This is a genomic window from Clostridium folliculivorans, assembly GCF_024341905.1.
In the GTDB taxonomy this organism is placed as follows: Bacteria; Bacillota; Clostridia; order Clostridiales; family Clostridiaceae; genus Clostridium_AR; species Clostridium_AR folliculivorans.
In genome coordinates, this window is sequence record NZ_BQXY01000001.1 from 724,709 (window position 1) to 750,879 (window position 26,171).

Annotated in this window: 26 protein-coding genes; 16 read left to right on the forward strand and 10 right to left on the reverse strand. The window is 31.0% G+C overall.

The annotated features are described in order from the left end of the window. Positions 1-10 precede the first annotated feature (10 nt). A complete protein-coding gene (locus tag OCU55_RS03135; RefSeq protein ID WP_261850856.1) occupies positions 11-496 on the reverse strand; it encodes an HD domain-containing protein in 486 nt (161 codons plus the stop codon). Positions 497-857: 361 nt separating this feature from the next. Between OCU55_RS03135 and adhE the strand changes: the two genes are divergently transcribed. Next, on the forward strand, positions 858-3,458 hold the full coding sequence (adhE, locus tag OCU55_RS03140; RefSeq protein ID WP_261850857.1) for a bifunctional acetaldehyde-CoA/alcohol dehydrogenase: 2,601 nt from the start codon (positions 858-860) through the stop codon (positions 3,456-3,458). A 272-nt stretch (positions 3,459-3,730) separates the two neighbouring features. On the opposite strand, the gene dapF is transcribed toward adhE, so the two are convergent. Beyond that, on the reverse strand, positions 3,731-4,699 hold the full coding sequence (gene dapF, locus OCU55_RS03145; RefSeq protein ID WP_261850858.1) for a diaminopimelate epimerase: 969 nt from the start codon (positions 4,697-4,699) through the stop codon (positions 3,731-3,733). A 786-nt stretch (positions 4,700-5,485) separates the two neighbouring features. Here dapF and OCU55_RS03150 point away from each other — a divergent pair. The 4 genes from OCU55_RS03150 to speE all read left to right on the forward strand — a co-directional run bounded on the left by OCU55_RS03150 (position 5,486) and on the right by speE (position 7,870). Beyond that, on the forward strand, positions 5,486-6,052 hold the full coding sequence (locus OCU55_RS03150) for a hypothetical protein (protein WP_261850859.1): 567 nt from the start codon (positions 5,486-5,488) through the stop codon (positions 6,050-6,052). A 115-nt stretch (positions 6,053-6,167) separates the two neighbouring features. Continuing rightward, entirely contained in the window at positions 6,168-6,341 is a 174-nt protein-coding gene (locus OCU55_RS03155) for a small, acid-soluble spore protein, alpha/beta type (protein ID WP_183278290.1), read from the forward strand. Between the two features lie 243 nt (positions 6,342-6,584). Then, positions 6,585-7,001 (forward strand): adenosylmethionine decarboxylase, encoded by a 417-nt coding sequence (gene speD / locus OCU55_RS03160; RefSeq protein WP_280923793.1) that lies wholly within the window; start codon positions 6,585-6,587, stop codon positions 6,999-7,001. Positions 7,002-7,018: 17 nt separating this feature from the next. Beyond that, positions 7,019-7,870: a polyamine aminopropyltransferase gene (gene speE / locus OCU55_RS03165; protein ID WP_261850861.1), complete on the forward strand. Its 852-nt coding sequence runs from the start codon at positions 7,019-7,021 to the stop codon at positions 7,868-7,870. A gap of 142 nt (positions 7,871-8,012) precedes the next feature. Here the strand turns inward: speE and OCU55_RS03170 are convergent, their stop codons facing one another. Next, positions 8,013-8,282, reverse strand: coding sequence for an acylphosphatase (locus OCU55_RS03170; protein WP_261850862.1), 270 nt, complete (start codon positions 8,280-8,282; stop codon positions 8,013-8,015). A 252-nt stretch (positions 8,283-8,534) separates the two neighbouring features. On the opposite strand from OCU55_RS03170, the gene ndk reads away from it, so the two are divergent. Next, positions 8,535-8,951 carry a nucleoside-diphosphate kinase gene (ndk, locus tag OCU55_RS03175; protein ID WP_261850863.1) on the forward strand — a complete coding sequence of 139 codons (417 nt, stop codon included), beginning with the start codon at positions 8,535-8,537 and terminating at the stop codon, positions 8,949-8,951. Positions 8,952-8,973: 22 nt separating this feature from the next. On the opposite strand, the gene OCU55_RS03180 is transcribed toward ndk, so the two are convergent. From OCU55_RS03180 to OCU55_RS03200, 5 genes are read right to left on the reverse strand one after another with little or no spacing between them, the layout of a single operon-like run. Then, positions 8,974-10,029, reverse strand: coding sequence for an ABC transporter substrate-binding protein (locus OCU55_RS03180; RefSeq protein ID WP_261851501.1), 1,056 nt, complete (start codon positions 10,027-10,029; stop codon positions 8,974-8,976). A gap of 4 nt (positions 10,030-10,033) precedes the next feature. Beyond that, complete coding sequence (locus OCU55_RS03185; protein WP_261850864.1) at positions 10,034-10,810, reverse strand: ABC transporter permease; 777 nt, start codon at positions 10,808-10,810, stop codon at positions 10,034-10,036. Next, on the reverse strand, positions 10,804-11,643 hold the full coding sequence (locus OCU55_RS03190) for an ABC transporter permease (RefSeq protein WP_427847034.1): 840 nt from the start codon (positions 11,641-11,643) through the stop codon (positions 10,804-10,806). The genes OCU55_RS03185 and OCU55_RS03190 overlap by 7 nt, the downstream gene beginning before the upstream one ends. Beyond that, the gene (potA, locus tag OCU55_RS03195; protein WP_345795585.1) at positions 11,640-12,689 is read right to left on the reverse strand and encodes a spermidine/putrescine ABC transporter ATP-binding protein; all 1,050 of its coding nucleotides are present in this window, start codon (positions 12,687-12,689) and stop codon (positions 11,640-11,642) included. The genes OCU55_RS03190 and potA overlap by 4 nt, the downstream gene beginning before the upstream one ends. 16 nt (positions 12,690-12,705) lie before the next feature. Continuing rightward, a complete protein-coding gene (locus OCU55_RS03200; RefSeq protein ID WP_261850867.1) occupies positions 12,706-13,245 on the reverse strand; it encodes a helix-turn-helix domain-containing protein in 540 nt (179 codons plus the stop codon). Positions 13,246-13,861: 616 nt separating this feature from the next. Between OCU55_RS03200 and OCU55_RS03205 the strand changes: the two genes are divergently transcribed. The 3 genes from OCU55_RS03205 (at position 13,862) to OCU55_RS03215 (ending at position 15,931) form a co-directional block, all read left to right on the forward strand. After that, on the forward strand, positions 13,862-14,953 hold the full coding sequence (locus tag OCU55_RS03205; protein ID WP_261850868.1) for a GNAT family N-acetyltransferase: 1,092 nt from the start codon (positions 13,862-13,864) through the stop codon (positions 14,951-14,953). A 108-nt stretch (positions 14,954-15,061) separates the two neighbouring features. Then, positions 15,062-15,487, forward strand: coding sequence for a DUF2721 domain-containing protein (locus OCU55_RS03210; RefSeq protein WP_261850869.1), 426 nt, complete (start codon positions 15,062-15,064; stop codon positions 15,485-15,487). 45 nt (positions 15,488-15,532) lie between these two features. Continuing rightward, positions 15,533-15,931: a hypothetical protein gene (locus OCU55_RS03215; protein ID WP_261850870.1), complete on the forward strand. Its 399-nt coding sequence runs from the start codon at positions 15,533-15,535 to the stop codon at positions 15,929-15,931. Positions 15,932-15,960: 29 nt separating this feature from the next. Here OCU55_RS03215 and OCU55_RS03220 read toward each other — a convergent pair whose 3' ends face one another. Then, positions 15,961-18,495, reverse strand: coding sequence for a transglycosylase domain-containing protein (locus tag OCU55_RS03220; protein ID WP_261850871.1), 2,535 nt, complete (start codon positions 18,493-18,495; stop codon positions 15,961-15,963). A gap of 92 nt (positions 18,496-18,587) precedes the next feature. On the opposite strand from OCU55_RS03220, the gene yunB reads away from it, so the two are divergent. Then, positions 18,588-19,247 (forward strand): sporulation protein YunB, encoded by a 660-nt coding sequence (yunB, locus tag OCU55_RS03225; protein ID WP_261850872.1) that lies wholly within the window; start codon positions 18,588-18,590, stop codon positions 19,245-19,247. A 17-nt stretch (positions 19,248-19,264) separates the two neighbouring features. Here the strand turns inward: yunB and hpt are convergent, their stop codons facing one another. Next, the gene (gene hpt / locus OCU55_RS03230; protein WP_261850873.1) at positions 19,265-19,792 is read right to left on the reverse strand and encodes a hypoxanthine phosphoribosyltransferase; all 528 of its coding nucleotides are present in this window, start codon (positions 19,790-19,792) and stop codon (positions 19,265-19,267) included. Between the two features lie 320 nt (positions 19,793-20,112). On the opposite strand from hpt, the gene hflX reads away from it, so the two are divergent. The 6 genes from hflX (at position 20,113) to OCU55_RS03260 (ending at position 26,018) form a co-directional block, all read left to right on the forward strand. Further along, positions 20,113-21,903, forward strand: a complete 1,791-nt coding sequence (hflX, locus tag OCU55_RS03235; protein ID WP_261850874.1) for a GTPase HflX — start codon at positions 20,113-20,115, stop codon at positions 21,901-21,903. Between the two features lie 77 nt (positions 21,904-21,980). Further along, a complete protein-coding gene (locus tag OCU55_RS03240) occupies positions 21,981-22,538 on the forward strand; it encodes a hypothetical protein (protein WP_261850875.1) in 558 nt (185 codons plus the stop codon). 52 nt (positions 22,539-22,590) lie between these two features. After that, a complete protein-coding gene (locus OCU55_RS03245; protein WP_261850876.1) occupies positions 22,591-22,812 on the forward strand; it encodes a hypothetical protein in 222 nt (73 codons plus the stop codon). 120 nt (positions 22,813-22,932) lie between these two features. After that, a complete protein-coding gene (locus tag OCU55_RS03250; protein WP_261850877.1) occupies positions 22,933-23,826 on the forward strand; it encodes a nucleotidyltransferase domain-containing protein in 894 nt (297 codons plus the stop codon). A 127-nt stretch (positions 23,827-23,953) separates the two neighbouring features. Continuing rightward, positions 23,954-25,390, forward strand: coding sequence for a MocR-like pyridoxine biosynthesis transcription factor PdxR (pdxR, locus tag OCU55_RS03255; protein WP_261850878.1), 1,437 nt, complete (start codon positions 23,954-23,956; stop codon positions 25,388-25,390). Further along, positions 25,371-26,018 carry a YigZ family protein gene (locus OCU55_RS03260; protein WP_261850879.1) on the forward strand — a complete coding sequence of 216 codons (648 nt, stop codon included), beginning with the start codon at positions 25,371-25,373 and terminating at the stop codon, positions 26,016-26,018. Before pdxR ends, OCU55_RS03260 begins: the two co-directional genes overlap by 20 nt. Positions 26,019-26,171 lie beyond the last annotated feature (153 nt).

The following is a 26,171-nucleotide window of genomic DNA, read 5'->3' on the forward strand; positions in this document are numbered from 1 at the left end:
TTTGAAAAATTTACATGTAAATAGAGTTAAGAAGTTTCTTGCCAGAACAGGTTTTGAAAATCTTTTCTTCTATTACAGCAATATTATCTTTAGGTATTTCATCTTCATATATGTTAACTAAAAAATCAGCTTCCACTAAAATTTGAAAGTCCACAGAATCTATTTTATCGTAACTATGATGATTGCCTATAAGATAACAAACTCTATCAACTATAGATGCATCTAGATTGAAACTACTTAATAGTTCTTTTGCTACAGGGGGACCCTCTATTTCTTGATACTTGCCATTTGATGAATTATATTTTTGTTCACTTATCTTAATACCTATATCATGCAATATTGCGGAAATTTCTATAATAAAAAGTTCGTCTTTAGCCACTTGTTCTAGTTCACCAATAATTTTTGCAAAGGAATATACCTTTAATGCATGATTTATTCTTTTGATGTCTCCATCAAAGTATTTGATCATTATATTTGTAATATTAGAAATTATCATATATAAGCCTCCTATTTTTAAAATTAATATACGTGAAAAGATGAAATGCATCAATCTGATAATCTAAAGAAATTTCATATTGATTAATCAATACCATAAGTTTTGTTTTTGGAACTTGATATTAATTGAAAGAGATTGTTGTAGGTGATTTATAAATAGTATAACTAAGTATTAAGTTTTTTTCTATACTGACAAATATTAAAGTTTAGTTATACATTCAGTTTTAGAAGGCTATGTCATATTTTTTAAAACTAGAATATTCCTGTACACATATTGAGAATAATAAGAACAAAATTACGTCTATATAGTGATAAAAAGGCGGATGAGGCTTAGTATTGCGTAAATAAAAGGAGGAATATGAATGAAAGTAACCAATTCGGAAGAATTGAGCCAAAGAATATCTAAAGTAAGGGAAGCACAAAGGATTTACTCAACTTATACTCAAGAGCAGGTTGATGAAATATTTAGGCAGGCAGCTATGGCGGCGAACAATTCTAGAATAGCTCTTGCAAAGTTAGCTGCTGAAGAAACTGGTATGGGGGTAGTGGAAGACAAGGTTATAAAAAATCACTTTGCATCTGAATACATTTATAATAAATATAAAAATGATAGAACCTGTGGATTATTAGATTACGATGAATCCTTTGGTATAGCAAGAGTGGCAGAACCAATCGGAGTAGTAGCAGCTATAATCCCTACAACTAATCCAACTTCAACGGCTATCTTTAAGGCACTTATATCACTTAAAACAAGAAATGGAATAATATTTTCACCGCATCCAAGAGCAAAGGCTTCAACTATAGCAGCTGCAAAGATAGTGTTAGATGCGGCAGTTAAAGCCGGAGCACCTGAAGATATAATAGGATGGATAGATGAGCCATCAGTTGAGCTATCACAGATGGTTATGAGAGAGGCAGACATAATACTTGCTACTGGTGGACCAGCGATGGTAAAAGCGGCTTATTCGTCAGGAAAACCAGCTTTAGGAGTGGGGTCAGGTAATACTCCAGTAATTATTGATGAAACCGCTCATATAAAGACAGCGGTAAGTTCAATACTTTTATCAAAGACTTTCGATAATGGAATGATATGTGCATCAGAGCAAGCTTTAGTTGTGCTAGAAGAAATATATGATGAGGTTAGAAAAGAACTTCATGACAGAGGTGCTTATATACTAAATGAAGAAGAGAGAGAAAAGGTAAGGAAGATTATACTAAATAATAAAGGCGGACTAAACTCAGACATAGTAGGTCAGTCAGCATATAAGATAGCAGAATTGGCAGGTGTTGAGGTGCCAAGATATTCAAAGGTATTAGTTGGAGAGGTAGAGTCAGTTGAGCTAGAAGAACCGTTCTCTCATGAAAAACTTTCACCGGTATTAGCGATGTATCAAGTTAAAACTTTTGATGAAGCTTTGATCAAAGCTTCAAGACTAGTTGAATTAGGGGGATTTGGGCATACATCGGTATTATACACAGATCAGTCAAAAAGTGCAGATAGAATAGGGAAGTTTGGTGCAGCTATGAAGACTGCTAGGACAATAGTAAATATGCCTGCATCACAAGGAGCAATTGGAGATATCTATAATTTTAAACTTGCTCCATCTCTAACTTTAGGCTGTGGATCTTGGGGAGGAAACTCTGTATCTGAAAATGTTGGTCCAAAACATTTGTTGAATATAAAGAATGTTGCAGAGAGGAGAGAAAATATGCTTTGGTTCAGAGTACCGGAGAAAATATACTTTAAGTATGGATCTCTTGCTGTAGCGTTAAGAGAGCTAGTAGACATGGGCAAAAAGAGAGCGTTTATTGTAACTGATAAAGTTTTATATGATTTAGGTTATGCAGATATGGCTATAAAGGTCTTGGAAGAAGGGCATGTTGACTTTAGAGTGTTTTATGATGTAGAACCAGACCCAACTTTAGCTACTGCTAAAAATGGAGCAGATCAAATGGATAAGTTTAATCCAGATGTAATAATAGCGTTAGGTGGTGGGTCACCTATGGACTGCGCTAAAATAATGTGGGTTATGTATGAACATCCAGAGGTAAGGTTTGAAGATTTAGCAATGAGATTTATGGATATAAGGAAGAGAGTATATACATTCCCAGAGCTAGGACAAAAAGCTATGATGGTATCTATACCAACATCAGCAGGAACTGGTTCTGAGGTAACTCCATTTGCTGTAATTACAGACGAAAAAACAGGAATAAAATATCCTTTAGCAGATTATGAGCTTACTCCAGACATGGCAATAATCGATGCTGAACTTATGATGAATATGCCGAAAAGCTTAACTGCAGCATCTGGAATAGATGCCTTAACTCATGCAATTGAAGCTTATGTGTCAGTCTTGGCGTCAGAATACACAAATGGCTTAGCATTAGAAGCGATAAGACTTATATTTAAATATCTACCACAGGCTTACGATGAAGGCACTACTAATATAAAAGCCAGAGAAAAAATGGCGCATGCAGCTACAATAGCAGGAATGTCCTTTGCAAATGCATTTTTAGGAGTATGTCATTCAATGGCACATAAGTTAGGCTCAATGCATCATGTACCTCATGGAGTAGCAAATGCGTTGTTAATAGATGAAGTTATAAGATTTAATGCAGTAGATGATCCAAGAAAACAGACAGCATTTCCTCAATATAGGTATCCGAATGCAAAATGGAGGTATACAGTTATTGCTGACTATCTAAAGCTTGGAGGAAGCACTGAGGAAGAAAAGATTGAAAACCTTATAAAAGCTATAGATGATTTGAAGGCTAGAGTTGGAATGCCAAGAACTATAGCAGAATGGGGTGTTTCTAAAGAAAAGTTCTATTCTTCATTAGATGAAATGGTAGAGCAAGCTTTTGATGATCAATGTACTGGAGCAAATCCAAGATATCCACTTATGGGAGAGATTAGACAGATGTATATAAACGCCTTTGAGGGACATAATGTAGGAGTTTGAATTTAGTGAATATAAATTAAAATAAAAAACATTTTTATAGGAAAAAAACATCACTAATATTTGCTAATATTAGTGATGTTTTTTACTTGTCAATGTTAAATTGCATGGTTGAAATTAAGTGGTTATCCATACGATGCTTTAATGAGCTTACGCAAAGAATTAATATGATTTCGTCATATTAATTCTAATAGCTCGCTCATATAGCATCTCCGGTATAACCACTTAATTTCAAATCATTATAACTTAGAGATTTTCCTAAATAATTCTATAGTTTATGCAATAACACTCTTAGTGTAATTAAGAAATTTATCATAACTAGCCACTTCTTCTTCAAAATCTTTATTGTCTGTAAGCGATGTTAACTTCAATGAATCACTAAGGTTTGCTGAAGAGGAGTATACATATGAACCATTGCCTATAAATCTTATCTTGTAATTGTTTTTATCATCTTTATTAACATATATCTTTATCATACCACCATCATTATATATGTTAAGTTCTTTACAGTATAAATTAGGATTGTTTAAGCAATAGGCAGCACTAGAAGCAGTCATACCTGTACCGCAGGATTTTGTTAGACCTACACCACGTTCATAAGTAGTAACATATATACTGTTTTCCTCAAGAACTTTCACGAAATTAGCATTTACACCTTGTGGGAAAACAGATTTATTTGTATTACCTTCTTTACCTATTCTAATTATTTCATCTCTGCTTAACTGATTAATAAATGTAACTATATGTGGGTTTGTTATACTTACAGCAGTAAAAAGTAAGTTGTCAGATAAAGCAGGGATTTTTTCATTTATTAAGGTATCTTTTGAATGGTTTAAAGGAAGAGAATTCACGTTAAAATTAACTGTATCTATTTCTATTTCAACTGTTCTAACTCCCTCAAAGATTTCTGAAACAGCCTTTACATCATATTTAGCTTTCATTGTTTCCACAGTAATAAAATCTTTTTTAAGAACATCAATTAAATATCTTCCTACACACCTTAAACCATTTCCGCACATCTCAGGCTCTGTGCCATCAGCATTAAATATTCTCATTTTTCCATCACAGAAAGAACTGTTTTGAACAAATAATATTCCATCAGCCCCTATTTTTCCAGTTCTATCGCATAGTTCAATGGCTAAGCTTTTTCTATTTTCTTCGGTTAAATTAAGAGACTTATTTAACTCATCTATTAATATGAAGTCATTACCTGAACCATGGCATTTTATAAAGTCTATTTTCATTTATATTCCCCCAATACAATATATATGGATATATCATTTTTAGAAAAAGCACCATTAATAGTTAAAATGATTAGTCGTATATTTTTAAATCATAGAAATGACATATCTATTCATCTGAACAGATAAACTACTTCACATTGAAATTTCTGCATTTAAAGCTTTAATGAAAAATATATTAGAACTTTAAGCGATATATCTTAGATTGAAGCAATTCATCTTATTTAATTACTCTATTATAGCAAAGTGATTATATTGTAGCAACCATATCTTGCTGTCTAGGAAAGTATAAAAACTTTTGATATCTAAACCTAGCAATATCAAGGAGTTAGAACAGCTATTTAGGGTGAACAGTAAAAAATAAAATTATGTATTCTGTAAGATTCTTCATATACGTTTAGAAAAGGAAGATAGGTACTATTTATTGAAAATAAATGGTAAATTGCTATTGTATAACTATTTTATTTTATCGTATAATACTATAGATAAATTACATTGCAAATCAAATTTTTAAAACCTAATTAGGAAGTTTTTTATTTTGCGCTTAATATAAGATATTTTATGCTTTTGTATGTAAAATATCTCGTAGATGTTGATATAATTGGTATAATATAGTTATAACAATTATTTATATTTAATATTTGAGTGAATTTTGCTTTCTATAGATAGATCAGATCTAAAAAAATAACTAAGTAGTTTTCATTAACAGTTACTATAATCAGTAACTAAGTCTTGCACACTAGAACTTGAGTGTCTATAGTAAAGTATTATAAAGAAGGAAGTGTACTTATGGGTGACTTAACAGTTAATGATATAATAGCAGATAGACCTTGTGGCAGTATTACTCCATTAGTAGTTGGGCTTGAGGATACGTTATATCCAATTATTATAATAAAGGAAATGAAAGAGGATCTATTGAGTATTGGCGTAGATACACCCATGGGAGTAAAAAGTACATCTATTGGTGATAAAAAAGCTAATGTATATGCCATAATATTAAAATTTGGCGAGAATTTTGAAAATATATATGATATTTGGTTTAATTATGGAGATGAAAATCATCAAGATTTTTTAAAGCTGCTAAGAGATCAACATAGGATTGTGATTGATTTTAGAGATGAAAATAACGAGAGATATTTAACTTTAGAGTTTGAAAATACTGTAAGAGAACATATAGATGATTATATTGAAAAATGTTCTGAAAAGATGCTTGTTAGAAGTGAAAAAGACAATAATTTAATTAAATTAGATTCACTAGAAAAGTATAATGTGTGGAATGATGATGATATTGATAACTTGATGGATAAAATATTTACTGACTATCCATCAATAGAAGAATTATGGGAAGATTTATAAAAGGGTGGAAGTTCTTTCTTTGTTAATATGTTGCAGGTATAGGCTATAAAAAAGTACTAATACTAATATCGTGTAGATTAGTATTACTATAGTAGTTTTAAGGAGTGATATACCTATGTCTCATAAAAATAATAAGAACAGCAAAAATAACAAAAAGTCTAATCCTAAAACAAAGAAAGAATTAGAGAAAATGAAAATAGAAACTGCAAATGAGATTGGATACTCAAAGGAATCAAGAAAGTTAGGGAAAAATAAGCCTAGACCAGTGCAGACTGATACTAATGAATAGACTGTTTTTAACAGTCTATTTTTTTCGGCTAGAATATGTGTAAATAGCGAAATCTATTGACAAATTTTTAAAATATGATATATTTTATTTGTACTTAATATTAATAAACTCTTGGTTTAGTAAAAGTAAACTTTATTAAACCAAGAGTTTAGTTGAGGTTAGAGGATAAAAAGGTAAATATTTATATTAAATTTTAATATTTGAATATTAGTTTTTTTAATATTAGGAGGGGTTATAATGAAAATTGAGCAACTTGGAAGACATATATTGGTAGAGTATTACAATTGTGACAAGGATATAATAAGTAATCATAGCTTAATTGAAGAGTATATGAATGAAGCAGCAAGAAGATCAGGTGCAACTATAGTTACAAGTTGTTTTCATACCTTTAATCCATGGGGAGTTAGCGGAGCTGTAATTATACAAGAATCACATTTAACAATTCACACATGGCCTGAATATGGGTATGCTTCTGTTGACTTATATACTTGTGGTGATAGTGTTAATCCATGGAAAGCATTTAACTATTTAGAGGATATGCTTAAGGCTGAAAGAAGTGAATCAACTGAGGTATCAAGAGGAATAATTGAAAAGATAAAGAACTATTCTGATGGTCAATATGATAATATAGATGTTACACATAAACCAATGAATGAATAGTGTTTGGAGGAATAGAAATGGAATTGTGGTATACAGAAAATCAGACGCCTAACGTAAAGTTTTCAATGAAGGTAAAGAGTCATCTCTATGCGGAAAAGAGTCCGTTCCAAGAGATAGAAGTAATTGATACTTATGAATTTGGAAGAGTCTTGGTAATAGATGGTTGGACTATGGTTACTGAAAAAGATGAGTTCATTTATCATGAAATGATTACTCACGTGGCACTTTCTACAAACCCTGATATAAAAAGAGTTTTAGTAATAGGTGCTGGTGATGGTGGAACTGTAAGAGAATTAACTAGATATGAGACTATAGAAAAGATAGACATGGTAGAAATAGATGAAGTAGTTGTTAAAGCTTCTAAAGAATTTTTACCTTTCACTGCATGTAAACTTGATGATCCAAGAGTTAATCTGTACTTTGAAGATGGAATAAAGTTTGTTGAAGGAAAGATAGCTGAGTATGACCTTATAATAGTTGACTCTACAGATCCTATCGGACCAGGAGAAGGATTATTTACAGTAGATTTCTATAACAACTGCTTTAAGGCTCTTACTGACAAAGGAATATTAGTTAACCAAGGTGAAAGTCCTTATTATCCTAATAATTCAAGAGAAATGAAAAGAGCATACTCGAAGCTTAAGAAGATATTCCCAATATGTGAGGCATATCAATACCATATGCCGACTTATGCATCTGGACATTGGTTATTTGGGTTTGCATCAAAGGCACTTCATCCTATAAAGGACTTTAAAGAAGCGAACTTTGAGAAACGTGGATTAAAAACTAAGTACTATAACAAGAACATACATGTAGGTGCTTTTGCACTTCCGAATTATGTTATAGAAGAGCTTAATTCGGAAGAATAGTTATAACTTATAATTGCGTCATGATATAATAGCTGTTAACTTATGACGTAACTAAACTTGTAAAAAAGTAATAATGTTAGATATTTAAAAAAGTATAGTCCTTGCCTTATTGTAAATAGGCAAAGACTATACTTTTTGTGCTCTAAACAATCCTAAAAGATTTTTCTTTTTCAAGTGAAGGAAGTTCTTCTACCTTACATTCAATAACTCTTGAAAATCCATTTCCTCTCTTAACCCTAGCTAAAAAAGCGTCTACGTGTTCGTTATCACCCTGAGCAAAAATCTCTACATCGCCATTGTCAAGATTTGTGGCAGTACCAGTTATGTTAAGTAAAGAGGCTGTATATTGAACGAAGTATCTAAACCCTACTCCTTGAACCCTTCCCTGGACAATGATATGATATCTTATCATACTCATTCCTCCTCAAGATTTATTTAATAGAATTATAACAGATTTTTGTGAACCTTAACAATTGAAAATATAACCTAAAGATTGATGTGGTATAATGTTATTTATATTATCGTAAAAATTATAATTATATTTATGTTTATTTTTTATGAAAATGAGCAAAAATTACAATGGTGGAGTAATTTTAAAAATATTTACAATACAGTCTTTGGTAAGTATAATAAGGTTAGAAAACATTTACAGGAGGTGAAGGTAATGGATATAGAAAAAAGTTTGGTTCTTATAAAGCCTGATGCAGTAGAGCGACACGTAACAGGAAAAATAATCGATCTATACGAAAGTAATGGGCTCAGGGTAATTGCACTTAAAATGGTTAAAATTAATGAAGAATTGGCCAGGGTACATTATGCAGAGCATGACGGTAAAGTATTTTTTGATGAATTATTAAAATATATTACAAGAAGCCCATTAGTTGCTATGATACTGGAAGGACAAGGGGCTATAGAAAAGGTAAGAAAGATAAACGGTAACACAAATCCTGAAATGGCTGAGTATGGAACTATAAGAAAAAAGTTTGGTGTAAACAAAACTGAAAACTCAGTGCATGCCTCTGACTGTAGTGAAAGTGCTCAAAAAGAAATCAATCTATGGTTTCCTGAATTTGAACAATAAAAAAAGCCTATAAAGGCTTTTTTTAGTTTGATTTAACTTGTAACCAAGCGTCATCATATTTTTTTAGATTTTCTCCAAGATCAACGAAAACTTCACACTTCTTCAGAATATCTTCAGAAGGATAAGCTGTAGGATCACTCTTTATTTTATCATCTAATAGTTCTAAAGCAGCTTTATTTGGAGTAGAGTAACCAATGTACTCTGTGTTTTGTTTGGATACTTCAGGGTCTAGTAGGAAGTTTATAAATTGCTCCGCTTCAGCTTTATGTTTAGCATTCTTTGGTATGCATAAAGTATCAAACCATTTATTGCTTCCTTCCTTTGGAATAACATACTGTAGGTTTGCGTTTTTTTGTTTCATTGTTACAGCATCACCTGAATAAACTACTGCAAGAGCAGCCTCTTCTGCAACCATTCTATCTTTTACTTCATCATTTACGTATGCAAGGACTAGTGGTTTTTGTTTTATCAATTCTTCTTTAGCTTTATTTATCTCGTCATCCTTAGTTGTGTTAAGTGAATAACCTAATCTTCGAAGGGACACTCCTATAGAATCTCTTATAGATTCTATCATAAAAATTTGTCCTTTATACTTTGGGTTCCAAAGTATGTTCCAACTATCCACTGGATCTTTAACTAATTTTTTGTTGTATATAATTCCGTAAGTTCCCCACATATAAGGAACAGAGTATTCATTTTTTGGATCATAAGAAAGATTTTTAAACTTTTCATCTATATTCTTGTAGTTTTCAACTTTAGTAAAGTCTATTTTCTCAAGCATATCTTCCTTGATCATTTTTTCAACCATGTAATCAGAAGGAACAACTATATCATAACTAGAGTTTCCTCCTTTTAATTTCTGATACATAATTTCGTTTGTATCATAGGTCTCATAATTAACCTTTATTCCGGTTTTATCTTCAAATTGCTTTAATAAATCCTCATCTATGTAATCACCAACATTATATACATTTAATACTTTTTTACCTGATTCGTTAGATTTACTGTTACACCCAGCAAATAATGAAGTGCAAACTACAATTGTAGCAAGTAGTGGAATTATTTTTTTTATTTTAATCAATTTAATCACCTCTTATTAAAGATTCTTTTTTATTAACTATCAATAATAAAGTTAAAACTACAATGAACATCAATGTAGACAAGGCATTTATTTCAGGTTTTATTCCTCTCTTAGCCATAGAGTATACCTCTATTGAAAGATTAGTAACGCCTGATCCAGTAGTGAAAAAACTTATTACAAAATCATCGATTGACATAGTAAAAGCTATTAAAAAGCCAGATATTATTCCAGGTTTGATTTGTGGTAGTATAACCTTTCTAAGTGTGTAGCTTGGAGTAGCACCGAGATCCATAGCTGCTTCTTCAATATTATTTGGTAACTGCTTAAGTTTAGGTAGCACTGATAATATTACATATGGTAAGTTAAAGGTTATATGTGCTAAAAGCATAGTAGTAAATCCAAATTTAAAACTAAAGAAAGCAAATAGACTCATCAAAGCAATTCCTGTAACAATATCAGGATTTAAAACTGGAAGATAGTTTACGTTAAGAATTATTTTTTTACTCAATCCTCTCATCTTAAATATGCCAATGGAACTTAGAGTTCCAACAACAGTTGATATTGTTGCTGATATAATAGCTACACTTAAAGTATAGTAAAGTGCTGTTAAAATTCTATCATCACTTATAAGCTCTTTATACCACTTAAAAGTGAAACCTTCCCATACGGCCATAGACTTTGAATTGTTAAATGAAAATATAATCAATACAATTATTGGAGCGTATAAGAATAAAAAAACTAAGGATAAATAAAATTTAGCTCCTAATTTTTTTACCATACTTGTCCACCACCTTCTTTATTTTCATCTCCATCAAATTTAGTCATAATGGCCATTGATAGCAATATAATAAGCATCATAAATATAGAAATAGCAGAACCAAAATTCCAATCGCCTATATTAGTAAATTGCTGCTCTATAAGATTTCCTAGAAGCATATACTGACCGCCGCCAAGAAGTCGTGAAATTACAAAGGTCGTTACTGCAGGCATAAATACCATAGTTATCCCAGATATAACCCCTGGTACAGTAAGCGGAAATATTACCTTGCCAAAAACTTGAGCTTTATTTGCACCTAAATCATGTGCTGCATTTATAAGGTTTTCATCTATTTTTATGATTACAGTGTATATTGGAAGCACCATATAAGGAAGAAAATTGTACACCATACCTAAAAGTACAGCTGCATCTGTGTATAATAAAGTTATAGATGGAAGACCTATCTTGACTAATAGGGTGTTTATAAAACCATTTTTTCCAAGTATGGACATCCAAGCATATGTTCTTAGAAGAAAATTCATCCACATTGGTAAAATAAATAATAGTATAAAGAGATTTCTTCTTTTTAAATTTATTTTTGAAATAAAGTATGCGGCAGGATATCCTATTACAAGGCATAATAAAGTAGAAATAAAAGCAAGATAAATAGATCGCCAAAAAACCTTTAAATATATTGGATTAATAAGTTTATGATAGTTGTCCATAGAAAATATAAAGGAATTGTCAATTTTTTTTGTGAAGCTAAAGAATAAGACCATAAAAAGGGGGATTACAATAAAAAGTACACTCCAAATAAAATATGGGTAAGCAGCATAGGAACGCTTTTTCACTATGTAGTTATCCTTTTTTTCATTATATGTATATCTTCAGGGTGAATACTTAGACCTATCATTGAGCCAATTGGAGCACTTTTTGTATTGTGTATCAGCCATTTTCTATCCTGTTCTAGAACTTCCAGTTCGTAATGAACTCCTTTAAAAATAACTGAAGTGATTTTTCCCTTAAGCATTCCTTTTTCGGAATCAACTATCTTTATATCTTCTGGTCTTATAACAACATCTACATTCTCATTATTTGAAAAACCTTTGTCAACACATTCGAATTCACTATCACAAAACTTAACTCTAAAGTCTTTTAACATAACGCCATCAATTATATTGCTTTCTCCAATAAACTTAGCCACAAATGAGTTTATTGGTTCGTTATAGATATCTTCAGGCGTACCCATTTGCTGTACTATTCCTTTATCCATCACAACAATAGTATCAGACATGGTAAGTGCCTCTTCTTGGTCATGGGTTACAAAAACAAAAGTAATACCTAGTTTTTGTTGTATGTTTTTTAATTCCAACTGCATTTCTTTTCTTAGTTTAAGATCTAGAGCTCCCAGTGGTTCGTCTAATAGTAGCACCTTAGGTTCATTTACTAAAGCTCTAGCAATTGCTACTCTTTGTTGCTGGCCTCCACTTAGAGAATCTATATCTCTTTTTTCGAAGCCTTCTAAAGCAACTAATTTCAGAATTGATGTAACTTTTTCTTTAATTGTAGATTTAGAGAGCTTTTTTATTTTAAGACCAAAAGCAATATTGTCATAAACGTTTAGATGAGGAAAAAGAGCGTAATTCTGAAATACAGTATTAATTTGTCTATTATAGGGCGGAATATTATTAATGTCATTTCCTTCAAAGGATATTGTTCCAACATCAACACTTTCAAAACCCGCTAACATTTTTAGAGTAGTTGTTTTGCCACAACCACTTGGACCAAGAAGCGTCAAGAATTCATTTTTTTTAATAAATAGATTTAAATCATCAATTATCTTTATATTATTGAAGCTTTTTGACACATTTTTAATTTCAATAATGTTATCATCCAAAATAAACACCTCTCTTATATTAGAATGAAGGAGGAGTACTTACCCAAATAACCTTAGCTTCTGTTTTACCACAATTTGAGATGAAATGATTAGCCTTAGGTTTGAAGTAAAAGCTCTCGCCCTTTTTTAACTTTACTTTTCTGTCACCTAGGTGAAGATTTATAGTTCCGCATAAAACGAAACCAAATTCTTCTCCTTCATGGGGTTCTTCTTCTACATATCTCCCACCAGGATCAAGAGTTATCATTATTGGTTCCATGGCATTTTTCTGTGCATTAGGAATTAGCCACATAAGCTTATATTTTAGTTCTTCGCTTTCAGTTTCAAACATGTCATCATATGTGAAGGTGATTTTTTCATTTGAATCATCACTGAAAAATTCTGTTAGATTCGTACCGAGAATTTCTAGAATATCCATTAGCGTCGCAATTGAAGGGGATGTTAGGTCGTTTTCCAGCTGAGATATAAAACCTTTTGAAAGCTCACATCTATTCGCAAGTTCTTCTTGTGTAAGTTGTTTTTCAATTCTTAATCTTCGAATCTTTTCTCCAATTTGCATGCTGCATATCCTCCATTTTTATAATAGGTAAAAAATTACACATACGTATTACTAAACAAATTGTTTATAATTACTAAACAAACAAGGTTATTATATTAATTTTTGCTAACTAAATCAATACTTTTAAGAAAAAAAGTAAAATTTGTTTAATTTTCAGAATGAAGGTAAAATAGGCGCTGTTAAACACTGCGTTGAAATTAAGCGGTTATCAATCCGATGCTTTAATGAGCTTGCGCAAAGAATTAATATGATTTTGTCATATTCCATGGCTAAAACTGTAAACTCACTACGTTCGAACAGTACAGTTTTTTAACGCCATTCCATCTGAAAAAATCATTTAATTCTAATAGCTCGCTCATATAGCAGCTCCTTTATAACCACTTAATTTCAACAATATTCTTAAACGTAGCAAAAAAATATTACACTTATAGAGTAAATAGTCTGAACTCATTATTTTTTGATCAGGTCTAAATTATGTTTCATGTAAGAATTTTGTAGTCAAAATAATGGTGATAATGTAAAGATTCTTATATAAAAAGTGGTGTTATTGAGATATAATTAATTTATGAAAATATTAGAAATATAAGTTTTAAATATGGAAATTGGGTGATTTTTTATGAAGATTAGTGATTTATATAGAAGAGATGGAAAATTAGTTTATATAAAACAACCAAAGTTTGAAGAATTAAATTATGTAAAGAAGTTATGGTGTGATTATGAAACCATGAAGGATATAGGGGGAGTGTTTGCATTCCAAGAAGATAAATGGGGAAATTTCTATAAGAAAATGGTCATGCCTACAGATGGGAAAAACTTTTATTGTCTGATTTTTAATAAGGAAGATGTACCTGTTGGGGAAGTAAGCTTTCATGGTTATGATTCAGCTACAAAGATAGCTAGATTTAATTTGAAAGTAGAGTCTAGTCATAGGGGACAAGGTTATGGAGCTGAAGCGACAAAGCTTATTCTAGAGTACTTTTTCTATGAGTTTGGGGGCCTTGTTATTATGGATACAGTCTCAAACAAGAAATCTCAGGAATCATTTTTAAAGTTAGGTTTTGAAGCTGTTGCAAGGCATGGAAATGATATAACTTTTAAATTAACGAAAGAAAAGTTTCTTGTGGAAGAAAGTTGTGAGAATAAAAACGTATCTATTATAGTTTTGGAAGGTGCAGATTTACTAAGTATAAGTGGACCGATTGAGATATTTTCTTTAGCTAATAAAATACACGACAAAGATATATTTTATATTAATACAATTGGAATCGAAGAGGGTATGGTAGAAACTTCTAGCGGGTTTAAGCTTTCTGCAAACTCAGCTTTTTCTCAAAGCGAATGCCCAAACATACTTATTATACCGAGTGGAAAATATAACGAAGATATTTTGAATAATCAAAAACTAAGTGATTTTTTGAAGAGATGTTATTATGAATGCGAGATGGTTTTAGTAATAGATTCTGGTATAATGTTACTTGCAAAGTCGAATTTGATAAAAGATATGCCTATAGCTGTGCACTCTAAGTTAAGAGGTAAAATTCAAGAGATTTGTCCGAAGGTTAAGATTGTTAACAAATCAATGGTTGATAACGGAAGAGTAATGATAGGCTCAAGTATAATGAGTAGTTTAGATATTTGCATCAATGCAATAAAAAAGTTGTTAGGTGAAGAAAAAGTAGTGGAGATAATAAATCATATGGAAAATAAATAGAAGGTATTAGAGAAACACTTAAAGGTATATTTGATGACTATAGTATGTTAGTAATCTTAAACAATAGATTTAACATTCTGTAGCCAATTTATTTTTAGGAGGGATATTTTGAAGCTTGAACTTACGACACCAGCATTACTTTTTACAGCGATTTCTCTTCTTATATCAGCTTATACTAGCAGGTTTGCTACATTAGCCCAGCTGCTTAGACAACTAGACCTACATTATAGAAAGACACCAGAAAAGCGGATTTTGGCGCAAATAAAGAATCTAAATAAAAGGATAAGACTTATTAAATACATGCAGACTATGGGGGTATTTAGTTTCTTTTTATGTGTTTTATCTATGCTAGCATTATTTTTAAATAAACAAGTTATAGGGCAGATAACTTTTGGTATAAGCTTGGTAGCACTTCTAATATCATTACTACTTTCACTGTTAGAATTACAGATATCAGTAAATGCTATAGTATATCAATTGGAAGATTTGACTGAAATGAGTAATAAACTTGAGGATAAAAATAAAACTAAATAGAGTTTGAATAAAATGACACTTTTACAAATGAGAAGGATGAATATAATGATTGGAATTAAAATTGAAAAAAATAAAACTGGAAACTTAATTCTGAGAGCACACATAAAAGATGAATTTAAAGAAAATTCCATAGTGAGAAGGTGTTTATTGGATAGCAAGAAGTTAAAGGGTAAGAGTATGTACCCTTATGTGATTCCTTTGAAATACCTCGCGATAATAGTAAATAATTTGGATAAGAATTTGTTGAAAATACATAAGAATAGCATAAACAGTTTTTTAGAATTTTCTGATGAATATGATGAATGCTATTATTATGAAGTGGAAGCCAATGCGAAATATATGAAAAAGTGGAGAGAAGTAGGATGTCCTAAAATATATAGGATAAATATTGATATAGATAACAAATGCTTAGAAAAGGAAATTGCTTTTCAAAGAATGATGTAAAAAAGGTAGCTCGTATGAGCTACCTTTTTTTAGTGATTACCGTTATTGGCGTTACCAGCTGGAGTCCAAGGATTATTATTCGTACTGTTATTATTAGAATTTGAGTTATTATTAGAATTTGAATTAGTATTATTTGAACCATTAGTTACTTCTGTATTTCCATTGGTTGCTCCACCGTTATTATTAGTGTTAGTATTATTTCCAGTTGTATTGTTATCTATAACTGGTAGAGTTGGCTTTGTATCATCCTGCTCAGTCGGTAATCCAATTCCTGCCTGAGTTGAATTTTTAACAAATACTCTTTCTTCAATTAGATTTGCAGGAGTATTGTCTGTGGCAAGTTTGCCATTAGCCTTGTTTATCTTAGCAGTTACGTGAACATCACAGAGTGCTGTTGGTTGAGTACCATCTATAAATATATCTTGAACAACTCTGTTGCCTCTAGGATCTTTATTACATAAATCAGTAGGGGATTTTCCAGAGTCTATGCAAACTGAAGCTTTGACAATTCCTGAAGGCATTTCTATCTCTTTAGTTTGCAATCCTTGATGAGCTACAGCCATAATTTTACCCCAAATTGGTGAAACTGCAGATCCACTAAAACCTTTAAGAGTAGTTGGTTGGTCGTAACCTACCCATACAGCTCCAGATAGGTAAGGTGTTAATCCTGAGAACCACAAATCCTTATTATCAGTAGTAGTACCTGTCTTACCTGCAACTGGTATATCTCCAAACTTTGCTGGAGCAGAGGACCAGCTAACAGGGCCTTTTAGTAAATCATACATCACATATGCAGATTGAGGTGATAATATCTTTTTTGTTTCAGGTGTCTTATCAAGAATAACCTTGCCAGTAGCATCTTTAACTGTAGTATATAAAATTGGTTCAGTATATACACCTGAATTACCAAAGGTTCCATATGCTGCAGCCATTATATAGCTGTTTCCACCGTCTCTATCTTTCGGATCATTGTTAAACTGACCTAAAGCCAGAGTTGCTATACTTGATTTTGAGGCTTTGTTGTATTTAAGACCAAATTTTTCACCATAAGAGAGACCGACATTAGTTCCTATAGCATCTTCTATTTTTACAGCTACAGGGTTTCTTGAGTATTTAAGTGCATCTCTTAAAGATATAGTTCCTTTATAAGTACCATCTTCATTCTTAGGGTTCCAAAGCTGGCCCTTGTCGTCTCTAGGATACTTTTTACTTATCTCTTCAGGTAAAGGAGTATCTTCCTCAGGACTAGCAGGCGTCATTAATTTCATGTCTATTGCAGGACCATATACAGTTAGTGGTTTTGTTGCAGAACCTACTGAACGAAGTCCTGAAGTACTATAAGCTCTGTTTATACTCATAGGAGGCTGATTACCTCTACCGCCAACCATGGCTTTAACTTGACCAGTTTTGTAATCCATTATAGTAGCAGAAGCTTGAAGTTTAGGCCATTTGTAACTTCCAGATTCATAATATTCGTTTTTATTGTTTGATAAATTAAAGTTATTGCTGTCATCAAGTATTTGCTGAGTAGCTTGTTGAAGATCTCTATCCATAGTAGTGTATATTTTCAAACCACCATTAGTCAGCATTTTTGAAGCTTCAGCCTCAGAATATTTATATTTTTGCATCAAATCATTCTTTACTTGTTGTATAACAGGTCTTGAGAACCATTCAAAATTCATTTTCTCAGTAACACTTGTTTTTTGTTGGAATCCAAAGTTTCCTGCATCAACATCTTTTATAGCCTGATCATACTGCGCTTGAGTTATTGTTTGTCTTTCTAGCATCTTAGATAGAACGGTCTTCGTTCTATTACGATAAGATGTTGGATTCTTTTGGTTTTGTGGTGAAAATGCATCGTAGTATGAAGGTGCTTGATTCATACCAGCGAGATATGCACACTGTACTATAGTTAGCTTTTTGTCTTTTACACTTTGACCAAAATATTTAAGTGAAGCAGCCTCAACTCCGTACACCTGTCCACCTAATGGGATTGTGTTTAGATAGGCTTCTAGTATTTGTTGCTTAGTTAAAAGCCCTTCTAATTTTAATGCTAAATACATTTCAGTTATTTTTCTTTGTGATGTAATATCATTAGTTAAGATAGTGTTCTTAAGTAATTGTTGTGTTAAAGTCGATGCACCATGAAGTCCTTTTTTTCCTGTTAGTATATTTTTAGCGTCAATATAGATAGCTCCAAGTATTCTTTGGGCATCAATTCCTTTGTGTTCATAAAATCTTTCATCTTCAATAGAGACAAAAGCATCCTTAAGTGACTGAGGAATGTCATCGGAAGATACAACGATACGTTGAACGTCGGTTTGAACATTATCCATTAACTGTTCCTTATTATCATATATACGGGATTGTTGACTAAGCGAAAGAACATTATTTACGTTTAATTCAGGTGCGTTCTTAATGATTGCATAAACGTAACCACCACCAACTACAAATGCCGATAATATTAAAAATAAAAATGAAAATAGAAATATTCTAAGTACTTTCCTAGACTTCTTCTTCTTTTTACGTTTGTTATTTATATTCTTTTTCTTCTTCTCTGCCATCGCATCCTCCTAAAATTTAATTTCAAGCAGGAAATAAAAATATTCTACAATATTATAGCATATTAATAAGATGAATACACTATGATAAGTAGGTGAAAAAAATTAGGACAAGCAAATATAAAAAATTAAAAATAATAATTATTTCATGTTCACTTGTAATCATATCCACTTTTACCGGTTTTATATACTATTTTGATAAAATTATTACTCCAACAGTCATGGTAGTGGCAAATGCTGAAATGAGATCTAAAGCTACGGAGATAATAAACCAGAATATATTAGAGGTCTATTCAGAAAAATTTAATTATGATGACATAATAAGAGTGGACAAGGATAAAGAAGGGAATATTGTAATGCTAAAGGCCGACACTGTAAAGATGAGTGCTATTGCTTCTGAGGTTGCTTTAAAGTCACAAAAAGAACTTAATTCCATCGGATCAGTTGGCATAAAACTACCACTAGGCTATATAACTAAAAGTAACATAATGTCATATTGGGGACCAAAAATTACAGTGAAAATGGAACCTTTGGGAAGAATAGAAACAAAATACTCTTCAGACTTTGAAACAGCGGGCATAAATCAGACAAGACACAAAATTTATATTGAAGTTTATACTAAGATGAAAGTAATAATTCCTTTAGAAAATGATGAGGTAGAAGTAAAGAATCAAATACCTATAGCTGAAACAGTAATAGTAGGAAAAATTCCAAGAACATCTATAGATTTAAACATGGACGGAATAAAAAAATAAAACACACAAAGTGTGTTTTATTTTTCTTCCCAGTTAAATACGTAAGGAATATTTCTATAGTAATCTCCGTAGTTTAGTCCATAACCAACTACAAAAACATCTTCAATTTGGAAACAACAGTAATTTGGCTCTATAGATACCTTTCTTCTTGAAGGTTTATCTAATAGTACACAAGTCTTTACAGATGAAGCGCCAAACTTCTTAACATGATTTACAACGAAATCCATAGTGATACCTGAATCCACTATATCATCAACAATTAATACATCATAGCCTTCTATGTTATCAGGAATATCATTAACTACTCTTACTACACCAGTAGTTTCTTCTGAATGTCCATAGCTTGAAGTAGTCATAAAACCTATTTTTGCATTTGTATCTATATTTCTAACTAAATCAGCAGCAAATATAAAGCTACCTCTTAATAAAGATAATACATATAGGTTCTTACCTTTATAATCTTCTGTTATAACTTTACCTATTTCTTTTATTCTAGCTGAAATTTGTTCTTCACTAAAAAGTATATTACGGTTTTTATCCTCCATGATGATCCTCCATCAAAATTAAATTATATAATTATATGTTTTTTTATTGTTGGATTTATATGTTTTAAAAAGAATTGAGATATCTTTAGTTTTTATCAACAATAAAAAAATATATTTTATTCGTATAGTAGTAGTTAACGGAAATTTAACTAATTAACATTAACCAAAATTAATTTACAAATAAATTAATTTTTATTTATAAATAGAATCTTTATAAAACGCTCAAAATAAGATAGCAACATTTACAAAGTTGTTTTTATAATATAAAATAATATGAAAGTTGTCAAGTAAGGATATACCTTAAAGGAGGTGCTTATATTATGATATATGGAAACGTTGAAGGCGTAAAAAATAGTATATTAAATGAACTAGAGAGTATTTATGACTATAAGGTGCCTAAGTACTCTGTTTGTATAGAAGAAATAGTAAGTAAAATAGCAGAAATTACTACTACATTAGAAAGAGAAGTAAGTGTTGCTATTGATAGAAAAGGATCAGTTGTAAGTGTAGCAATCGGGGATAGTACATCTGTTGAGATGCCGCTAATTGATATAAGTGAAAAAAAGTTATCCGGGGTAAGAATAATACATACTCATCCAAACGGTGTATCGAATCTATCGGCGTTAGATTTATCTGCTTTGCTTAAGTTAAAACTTGATTGTATAGTAGCAATAGGAGTATCTGAAGGAAAAGTTACTGATCTATCCTTAGGTTTTTGTTTTGTTGAGAACGATAAGCTGATAACCGAAGAAGAAACAAACCTATCAGTGGAAACTGTTTTGAACATGAATATATTAGATAGAATTAATCATATAGAAGATATTATTAAGTCTAATAATGTAATAGAAGATTATACAGAAAAGGCTATTATTGTTGGTTGTGATAGTGAAGATAGTCTAGATGAACTTGAAGAATTAACTAAGGCATGTGACATCCCTGTTATAACTAGGGTTTTCCAAAATAGAAACAAAATAGACGCTGCATATTATATCGGTAGTGGAAAAGTGGCTGAAATTGCTATGTTAAGGCAGACTTACAGAGCTAATTTAATAATATTTGATGATGAACTTTCTGGATCTCAAGTTAGAAATCTTGAGGAAGCCATAGGAACTAAGGTGATAGATAGAACCACTCTTATATTAGAGATATTTGCTAGAAGAGCTAAAACAAGGGAAGCAAAAATCCAAGTAGAATTGGCTCAACTTAAATATAGACTTACAAGGCTTGGAGGATTAGGTACAGTTTTATCTAGAACTGGTGGAGGTATTGGTACTAGAGGACCTGGAGAGAAGAAGTTGGAGACTGATAGAAGACATATAAGGGAAGAAATTTATGATCTATCAAGTGAGCTTAAAAAAATTAAGAAAAATAGAGAAACTCAAAGAGAAAAGAGAAACAAGCAAAATATACCTCAAATTTCCTTAGTAGGATATACTAATGCTGGAAAATCAACTCTTAGAAATTCTCTTTGTGATTTAGCTTCTTCCAGAGATACACTGAATAAAGAAAAGGTATTTGAAGCTGATATGCTTTTTGCAACCTTAGACACCACAACAAGGGCTATTACACTCTTAGATAATAGAATAGCTACCCTTACTGATACAGTAGGGTTTGTAAGAAAGCTACCTCATGATTTGGTGGAAGCCTTCAAATCTACTTTAGAAGAAGTTATATTTTCAGATATATTGTGTCATATAGTTGATGCAGCATCTTCCTATGCACAGGAGCAAATTTATGCAGTTGAAGAAGTACTTGCAGAACTTGGTGTACGGGATAAACCAATAATATTAGTATTGAATAAGATTGATAAAACAACAAATGATGTAGTAGAGGAATTAAGAAAAAATAACTCTCAATATGAAATAATAGAAATATCAGCTAGGAATAAGATTAATTTAGATAGTCTTTTAAAAGAAATAGGCAAACAGTTACCAAGTAAAATGAGAGATATAGAAGTTCTAGTTCCTTACTCTGATCAACATATGGTAGCATTTCTTCATAGAAATGGAAAGGTTCTTGAAGAGGAATATAAAGAAGATGGTACCTATATAAAAGCTACAGTGGATGAAGAGATTTACAATAAGAGTAAGAGTTACGAACTGCAACATTAACTTTCCCTATTATTGAATAAAATAACTCCTTTTCTAATATAAATATATATGACTAATATCGAGAGTTGAAGATCAATATGGATGAAAAGGATAAAGGGTTTCAGGAAGAAAATAATTCTAATGATGAGAAAACAGAAGAAAATGATGAATCGAAGGACAATGGTGATAGATTTATTAATCAAGGTGTAGGAGCATACCCGGGTAGTGGTCAGGGACCAAATCCAAATAGTGCTCTATATCAATTACAAACAAGTTCTGATAAACTGAAACAATCAGGGGCCACATCATCAGATAATTTAACTACTGCTGGAAAGTACTTGTTAGCTGGAGATGTAATTGCAAAAACAGATGAGCTAAAGACTGCTACACAATCACTACAGGTTAATGAGCTAGAAAAGATATACTTTGATAGAAAGGTTAGACCTTTAGTTGATACAATTTACGAGTTAAGTACCGTAGCTCAAAATTTTGCTGGTATGTCAAACCTTATTCAAGCTAATAATTATGGTAAAAAAAGAGATGTTAAAAAAGCACTGGATTTAGCAGTAAGTATACTAGATGAGGCTGATGAACTATGGGGTTTAGTCAGAGCAAGAGTAAGATTTTTTGAAAAGAATATTGATCCTTATGAATAACCCTCCAAAATTAAGGTTTATATTATAGTATAAACGTTTGGAGGGATTTATTATGGAAAGAATTTGTCCTTTATGTAACAGTTTGTCTAATATTAAAATTACATGCTCAGAATGTGGTGGGGAAATGGAGGATAAAGGAAGAGTGCAGGAGTTTAGAGACTCTTATGCCCCTGAAGATGAGCTAGAATATGAAAATGGCGATTGTAGACATGTGTTTCAATGCTCTAAATGTAAGCAATTAAAGAATGTTGGAATAAAAAGCTTGTACATATAACAATTTATGGTGTCACTTTATTATGGTGAAGTTTTATGTTTCATAGTATAATAAGTACTGAAATAATTTAAATATTTATAAATGAAATATGTTTAAAAATTATATATTGGGGGCTAATATATGACAAATGAAATTTTGAGATATCAGAAAGTTTTTAATTCTGTTATTGAAAGATTAAGAAAAAATGAGGATATTTTAGCTGTTATGGCTTTTGGAAGTATGGTAACAGGGGACCTTTGGGAAGGATCGGATATTGATATATTCGTTATTTTGAAGGAACAACAAGAGAGCATAAGAAATATTTATACTGAAGAAAACGGTATTTCAGTACATATGAAACTGTTAAGTAAGGAAAACTTTTTGAATTTTTATGAGAATAATGTTATAGGCGGATATATGCATAGAATACTAATATCCTCTAAGTTAATATTTTCTAAGGACGAGCACATAACAAATGTTTTCAATAGCTTTAGATATATAAACGATAGTGAAAGAGAAAAATGGAACTTAGTTTATTTAGGAGATATACTAAAAGATATAAGTCACTGTAAGAAATTAATTGCTAATAACAATATAAAGTCAGCTTATTTAGCTTGCATGAGAACAGTTGAGAATTTTGCAAGCTTATTTCTGAATTTTAATGGTTACTTAGTAAGTAAAGATGTTGTAAGCGTTGCTATAAATTTAGATGATAACTTTCACTTTATATTAGATAAACTTGTTAATACATCTGATGATTTGGAAGAGACCATATATAGTACTTTAAATTTCGTTGAAAATTTTTTGGAAAAAAATATGAGAAGCTGCTGTAGTGCATTAATAAAATACTTTAGAGAACATAAAGACTTCATGAGCGCTGAAGAGATAAAATTAGATGCGTTCTTTAAAGGATTTAATATACATATGGAAGATATATTAAAAGAATTATCTTGTAGAAAAATTATTAGAAAAGATTTTAGAAGTATAAAAAGTATTTCTGGAAACTTAATAGGTGAGGAAAATGTATATTGCTAAAGGTGGAAATATACATTTTAGAGTTGTCTTATAATCAAGTATGATTTTTAGTTTTATATTACATTAAAAAATGAAATTTAAAGTGGTGTATTATATATAGGTATACCTCTTAGTTTAGGTGAATATTATGGATAAATATAGATTAAGGTTTAGTGATGAGTTTAATAAATATATTCAGTTATATGCACATATAAAAAGTTTAATTGATAAAAATCAAATTAAAGATGGCGAGAAGCTGCCATCGATAAGAGAATTAGCAGATTTTTTAAAATTGAATAAAGTTACTATAATTAATGCTTATAAAAAATTGCAAGCAGAAGGTTATGCTAATCAAAAAATTGGTAGTGGGACTTATGCAAAAAGAAGAGATAGTATACGAGGATTTAAGAAGAGTTATTCAATTACTTTCAAAAAGCTTAGTAGTGGGAGATTGAATGAAGTTATAGATTTTACTGGAGAGACAACCTCAGCAGATTTTTTTCCTGTAGCTGACTTGAAGGCCGTTTTAAATGATGTTCTTGATAGAGATGGTGCGGAAGCATTAATATATCAAGATGCTTTAGGATACGAAAGGTTAAGAGAGAGAATAAATGAAAAGTTTTGGAATAATAAGTTAGATTTTGATGATATACTTATAGTTTCTGGGGCACAGCAAGGAATAGATATAGTTTCAAAAGCACTTATCAATGTAAATGATAATATCATTGTTGAAAAACCTACCTATAGTGGAGCTCTTTCTGTATTTAAATCAAGAAAAGCAAATATTTTTGAAGTTCCAATAGAGAAAGATGGTGTAGATCTAGAGGCATTGAAAAAAATACTTAAAAAGAATAAGATAAAATGTTTTTATTTTATGAGTTACTTTCAAAACCCTTCTACTGTAAGCTATTCCGATTATAAAAAAGAAGAACTACTGAAGCTGGCGGAGGAACATGATTTCTATATTATTGAAGATGATTATCTAGCAGAACTCATATATGATAAAAATACTAAATATTCTTCAATGAAATCTTATGATAAAAATGATCGTGTAATATATATAAAGAGTTTTTCTAAGATATTTCTACCAGGAATAAGAATTGGTTATTTAGTATGTCCTAGAATATTTAAGGATTCAGTTCAAAACTCAAAGGTCAATACAGATATATCTACTTCTTCGCTTATGCAAAGAGCACTTGAAATGTATATGGAAAGAGAGTATTGGGTTGAACATATTAAACTTCTAAATGTGAAATATAAAGAACGATATGACTTTATGAGCACTGAAATTCAAAATAAATTAAACGATAAAGTAGAGTTTAATCCTCCAGGGGGAGGATTACACTTCTATCTTAAACTTAGCGATAGTATACAAATAAATTCTATTGAATTGTTTTATAAGCTAAGAGAAAACGGGGTGCTAATAACCCCAGGTGTTATGTTTTATAAACATTCCAATGAAGGAGAAAGATATTTTAAAATAGGGTTTTCTCAAACTGACTGTGATAAGATAAGAAAGGGTATAGATATAATTTCTAGTGTACTATCAGAGGAGGCTAAGGTTTATGGCGTACCTAACAATTAAAGGTTACGGAGAAGATAGCTTTGACGAAAAAAAATCAGAGTTTATTGGATACATTAAAAGAACGGAATCAGAAGAAGAAGCCAAGGCTTTTGTAGCTGAAATAAAGAATAAGCATAAGACTGCTACCCATAATTGTTATGCTTATATAGTTGGACAAAATATGAATATACAAAGATATAGTGATGATGGAGAACCTCAAGGAACAGCTGGAATTCCTATTCTTGAAGTTATAAAGAAAAATGAAATTACAGATTGTACTGTAGTGGTAACTCGATATTTTGGAGGAATACTCTTAGGTGCAGGAGGACTCACAAGAGCTTATACAAAAGGAGCTGCAATTGCTATAAAAGCAGCTGGAATAGTAGATAAGGTACTAGGTGTAAGAATTAATATTACATTAGAGTATGATCTATTGGGAAAGGTTCAGTATATATGTGGACAGAATCAATTGCATATCGAGAATATAGTTTACACAGATGTAGTAGACTTGTATATTTTAGCTGAGAAGCAAGAAAGTGAGAAGATTAAACAAAGTATTACAGAACAAACTAACGGAAAAGCAATCCTTTATGAAGATGAAGAAGGGTTATATTTTAAGCAGGATAATAGGCTTTATAAAGAAATATAAGTTAATAATTAATTGGTTTAAATATTATTAACTTAATGTAGCGCCAAATGTTTAAATTGGCTTAAATGAGTATATTTAGCATTAGTCGATAGTTTGATAAGTTGAATATGAAAAATGGCTATGATATAATATTTAGGAATTTATTGTATTCAT

Excerpts from the sequence above, each read along its gene's own strand:
- OCU55_RS03185 (WP_261850864.1), bottom strand. The coding sequence starts at position 10,810 with ATGGTAAAAAAATTAGGAGCTAAATTTTATTTATCCTTAGTTTTTTTA.
- OCU55_RS03220 (WP_261850871.1), bottom strand. The coding sequence starts at position 18,495 with ATGGCAGAGAAGAAGAAAAAGAATATAAATAACAAACGTAAAAAGAAG.
- OCU55_RS03155 (WP_183278290.1), top strand. The coding sequence starts at position 6,168 with ATGTCTCATAAAAATAATAAGAACAGCAAAAATAACAAAAAGTCTAAT.
- OCU55_RS03200 (WP_261850867.1), bottom strand. The coding sequence starts at position 13,245 with ATGCAAATTGGAGAAAAGATTCGAAGATTAAGAATTGAAAAACAACTT.
- OCU55_RS03150 (WP_261850859.1), top strand. The coding sequence starts at position 5,486 with ATGGGTGACTTAACAGTTAATGATATAATAGCAGATAGACCTTGTGGC.
- ndk (WP_261850863.1), top strand. The coding sequence starts at position 8,535 with ATGGATATAGAAAAAAGTTTGGTTCTTATAAAGCCTGATGCAGTAGAG.
- dapF (WP_261850858.1), bottom strand. The coding sequence starts at position 4,699 with ATGAAAATAGACTTTATAAAATGCCATGGTTCAGGTAATGACTTCATA.
- OCU55_RS03205 (WP_261850868.1), top strand. The coding sequence starts at position 13,862 with ATGAAGATTAGTGATTTATATAGAAGAGATGGAAAATTAGTTTATATA.
- OCU55_RS03250 (WP_261850877.1), top strand. The coding sequence starts at position 22,933 with ATGACAAATGAAATTTTGAGATATCAGAAAGTTTTTAATTCTGTTATT.
- OCU55_RS03135 (WP_261850856.1), bottom strand. The coding sequence starts at position 496 with ATGATAATTTCTAATATTACAAATATAATGATCAAATACTTTGATGGA.
- pdxR (WP_261850878.1), top strand. The coding sequence starts at position 23,954 with ATGGATAAATATAGATTAAGGTTTAGTGATGAGTTTAATAAATATATT.
- OCU55_RS03240 (WP_261850875.1), top strand. The coding sequence starts at position 21,981 with ATGGATGAAAAGGATAAAGGGTTTCAGGAAGAAAATAATTCTAATGAT.
- OCU55_RS03215 (WP_261850870.1), top strand. The coding sequence starts at position 15,533 with ATGATTGGAATTAAAATTGAAAAAAATAAAACTGGAAACTTAATTCTG.
- speE (WP_261850861.1), top strand. The coding sequence starts at position 7,019 with ATGGAATTGTGGTATACAGAAAATCAGACGCCTAACGTAAAGTTTTCA.
- OCU55_RS03170 (WP_261850862.1), bottom strand. The coding sequence starts at position 8,282 with ATGATAAGATATCATATCATTGTCCAGGGAAGGGTTCAAGGAGTAGGG.
- OCU55_RS03245 (WP_261850876.1), top strand. The coding sequence starts at position 22,591 with ATGGAAAGAATTTGTCCTTTATGTAACAGTTTGTCTAATATTAAAATT.
- adhE (WP_261850857.1), top strand. The coding sequence starts at position 858 with ATGAAAGTAACCAATTCGGAAGAATTGAGCCAAAGAATATCTAAAGTA.
- hflX (WP_261850874.1), top strand. The coding sequence starts at position 20,113 with ATGATATATGGAAACGTTGAAGGCGTAAAAAATAGTATATTAAATGAA.
- OCU55_RS03260 (WP_261850879.1), top strand. The coding sequence starts at position 25,371 with ATGGCGTACCTAACAATTAAAGGTTACGGAGAAGATAGCTTTGACGAA.
- hpt (WP_261850873.1), bottom strand. The coding sequence starts at position 19,792 with ATGGAGGATAAAAACCGTAATATACTTTTTAGTGAAGAACAAATTTCA.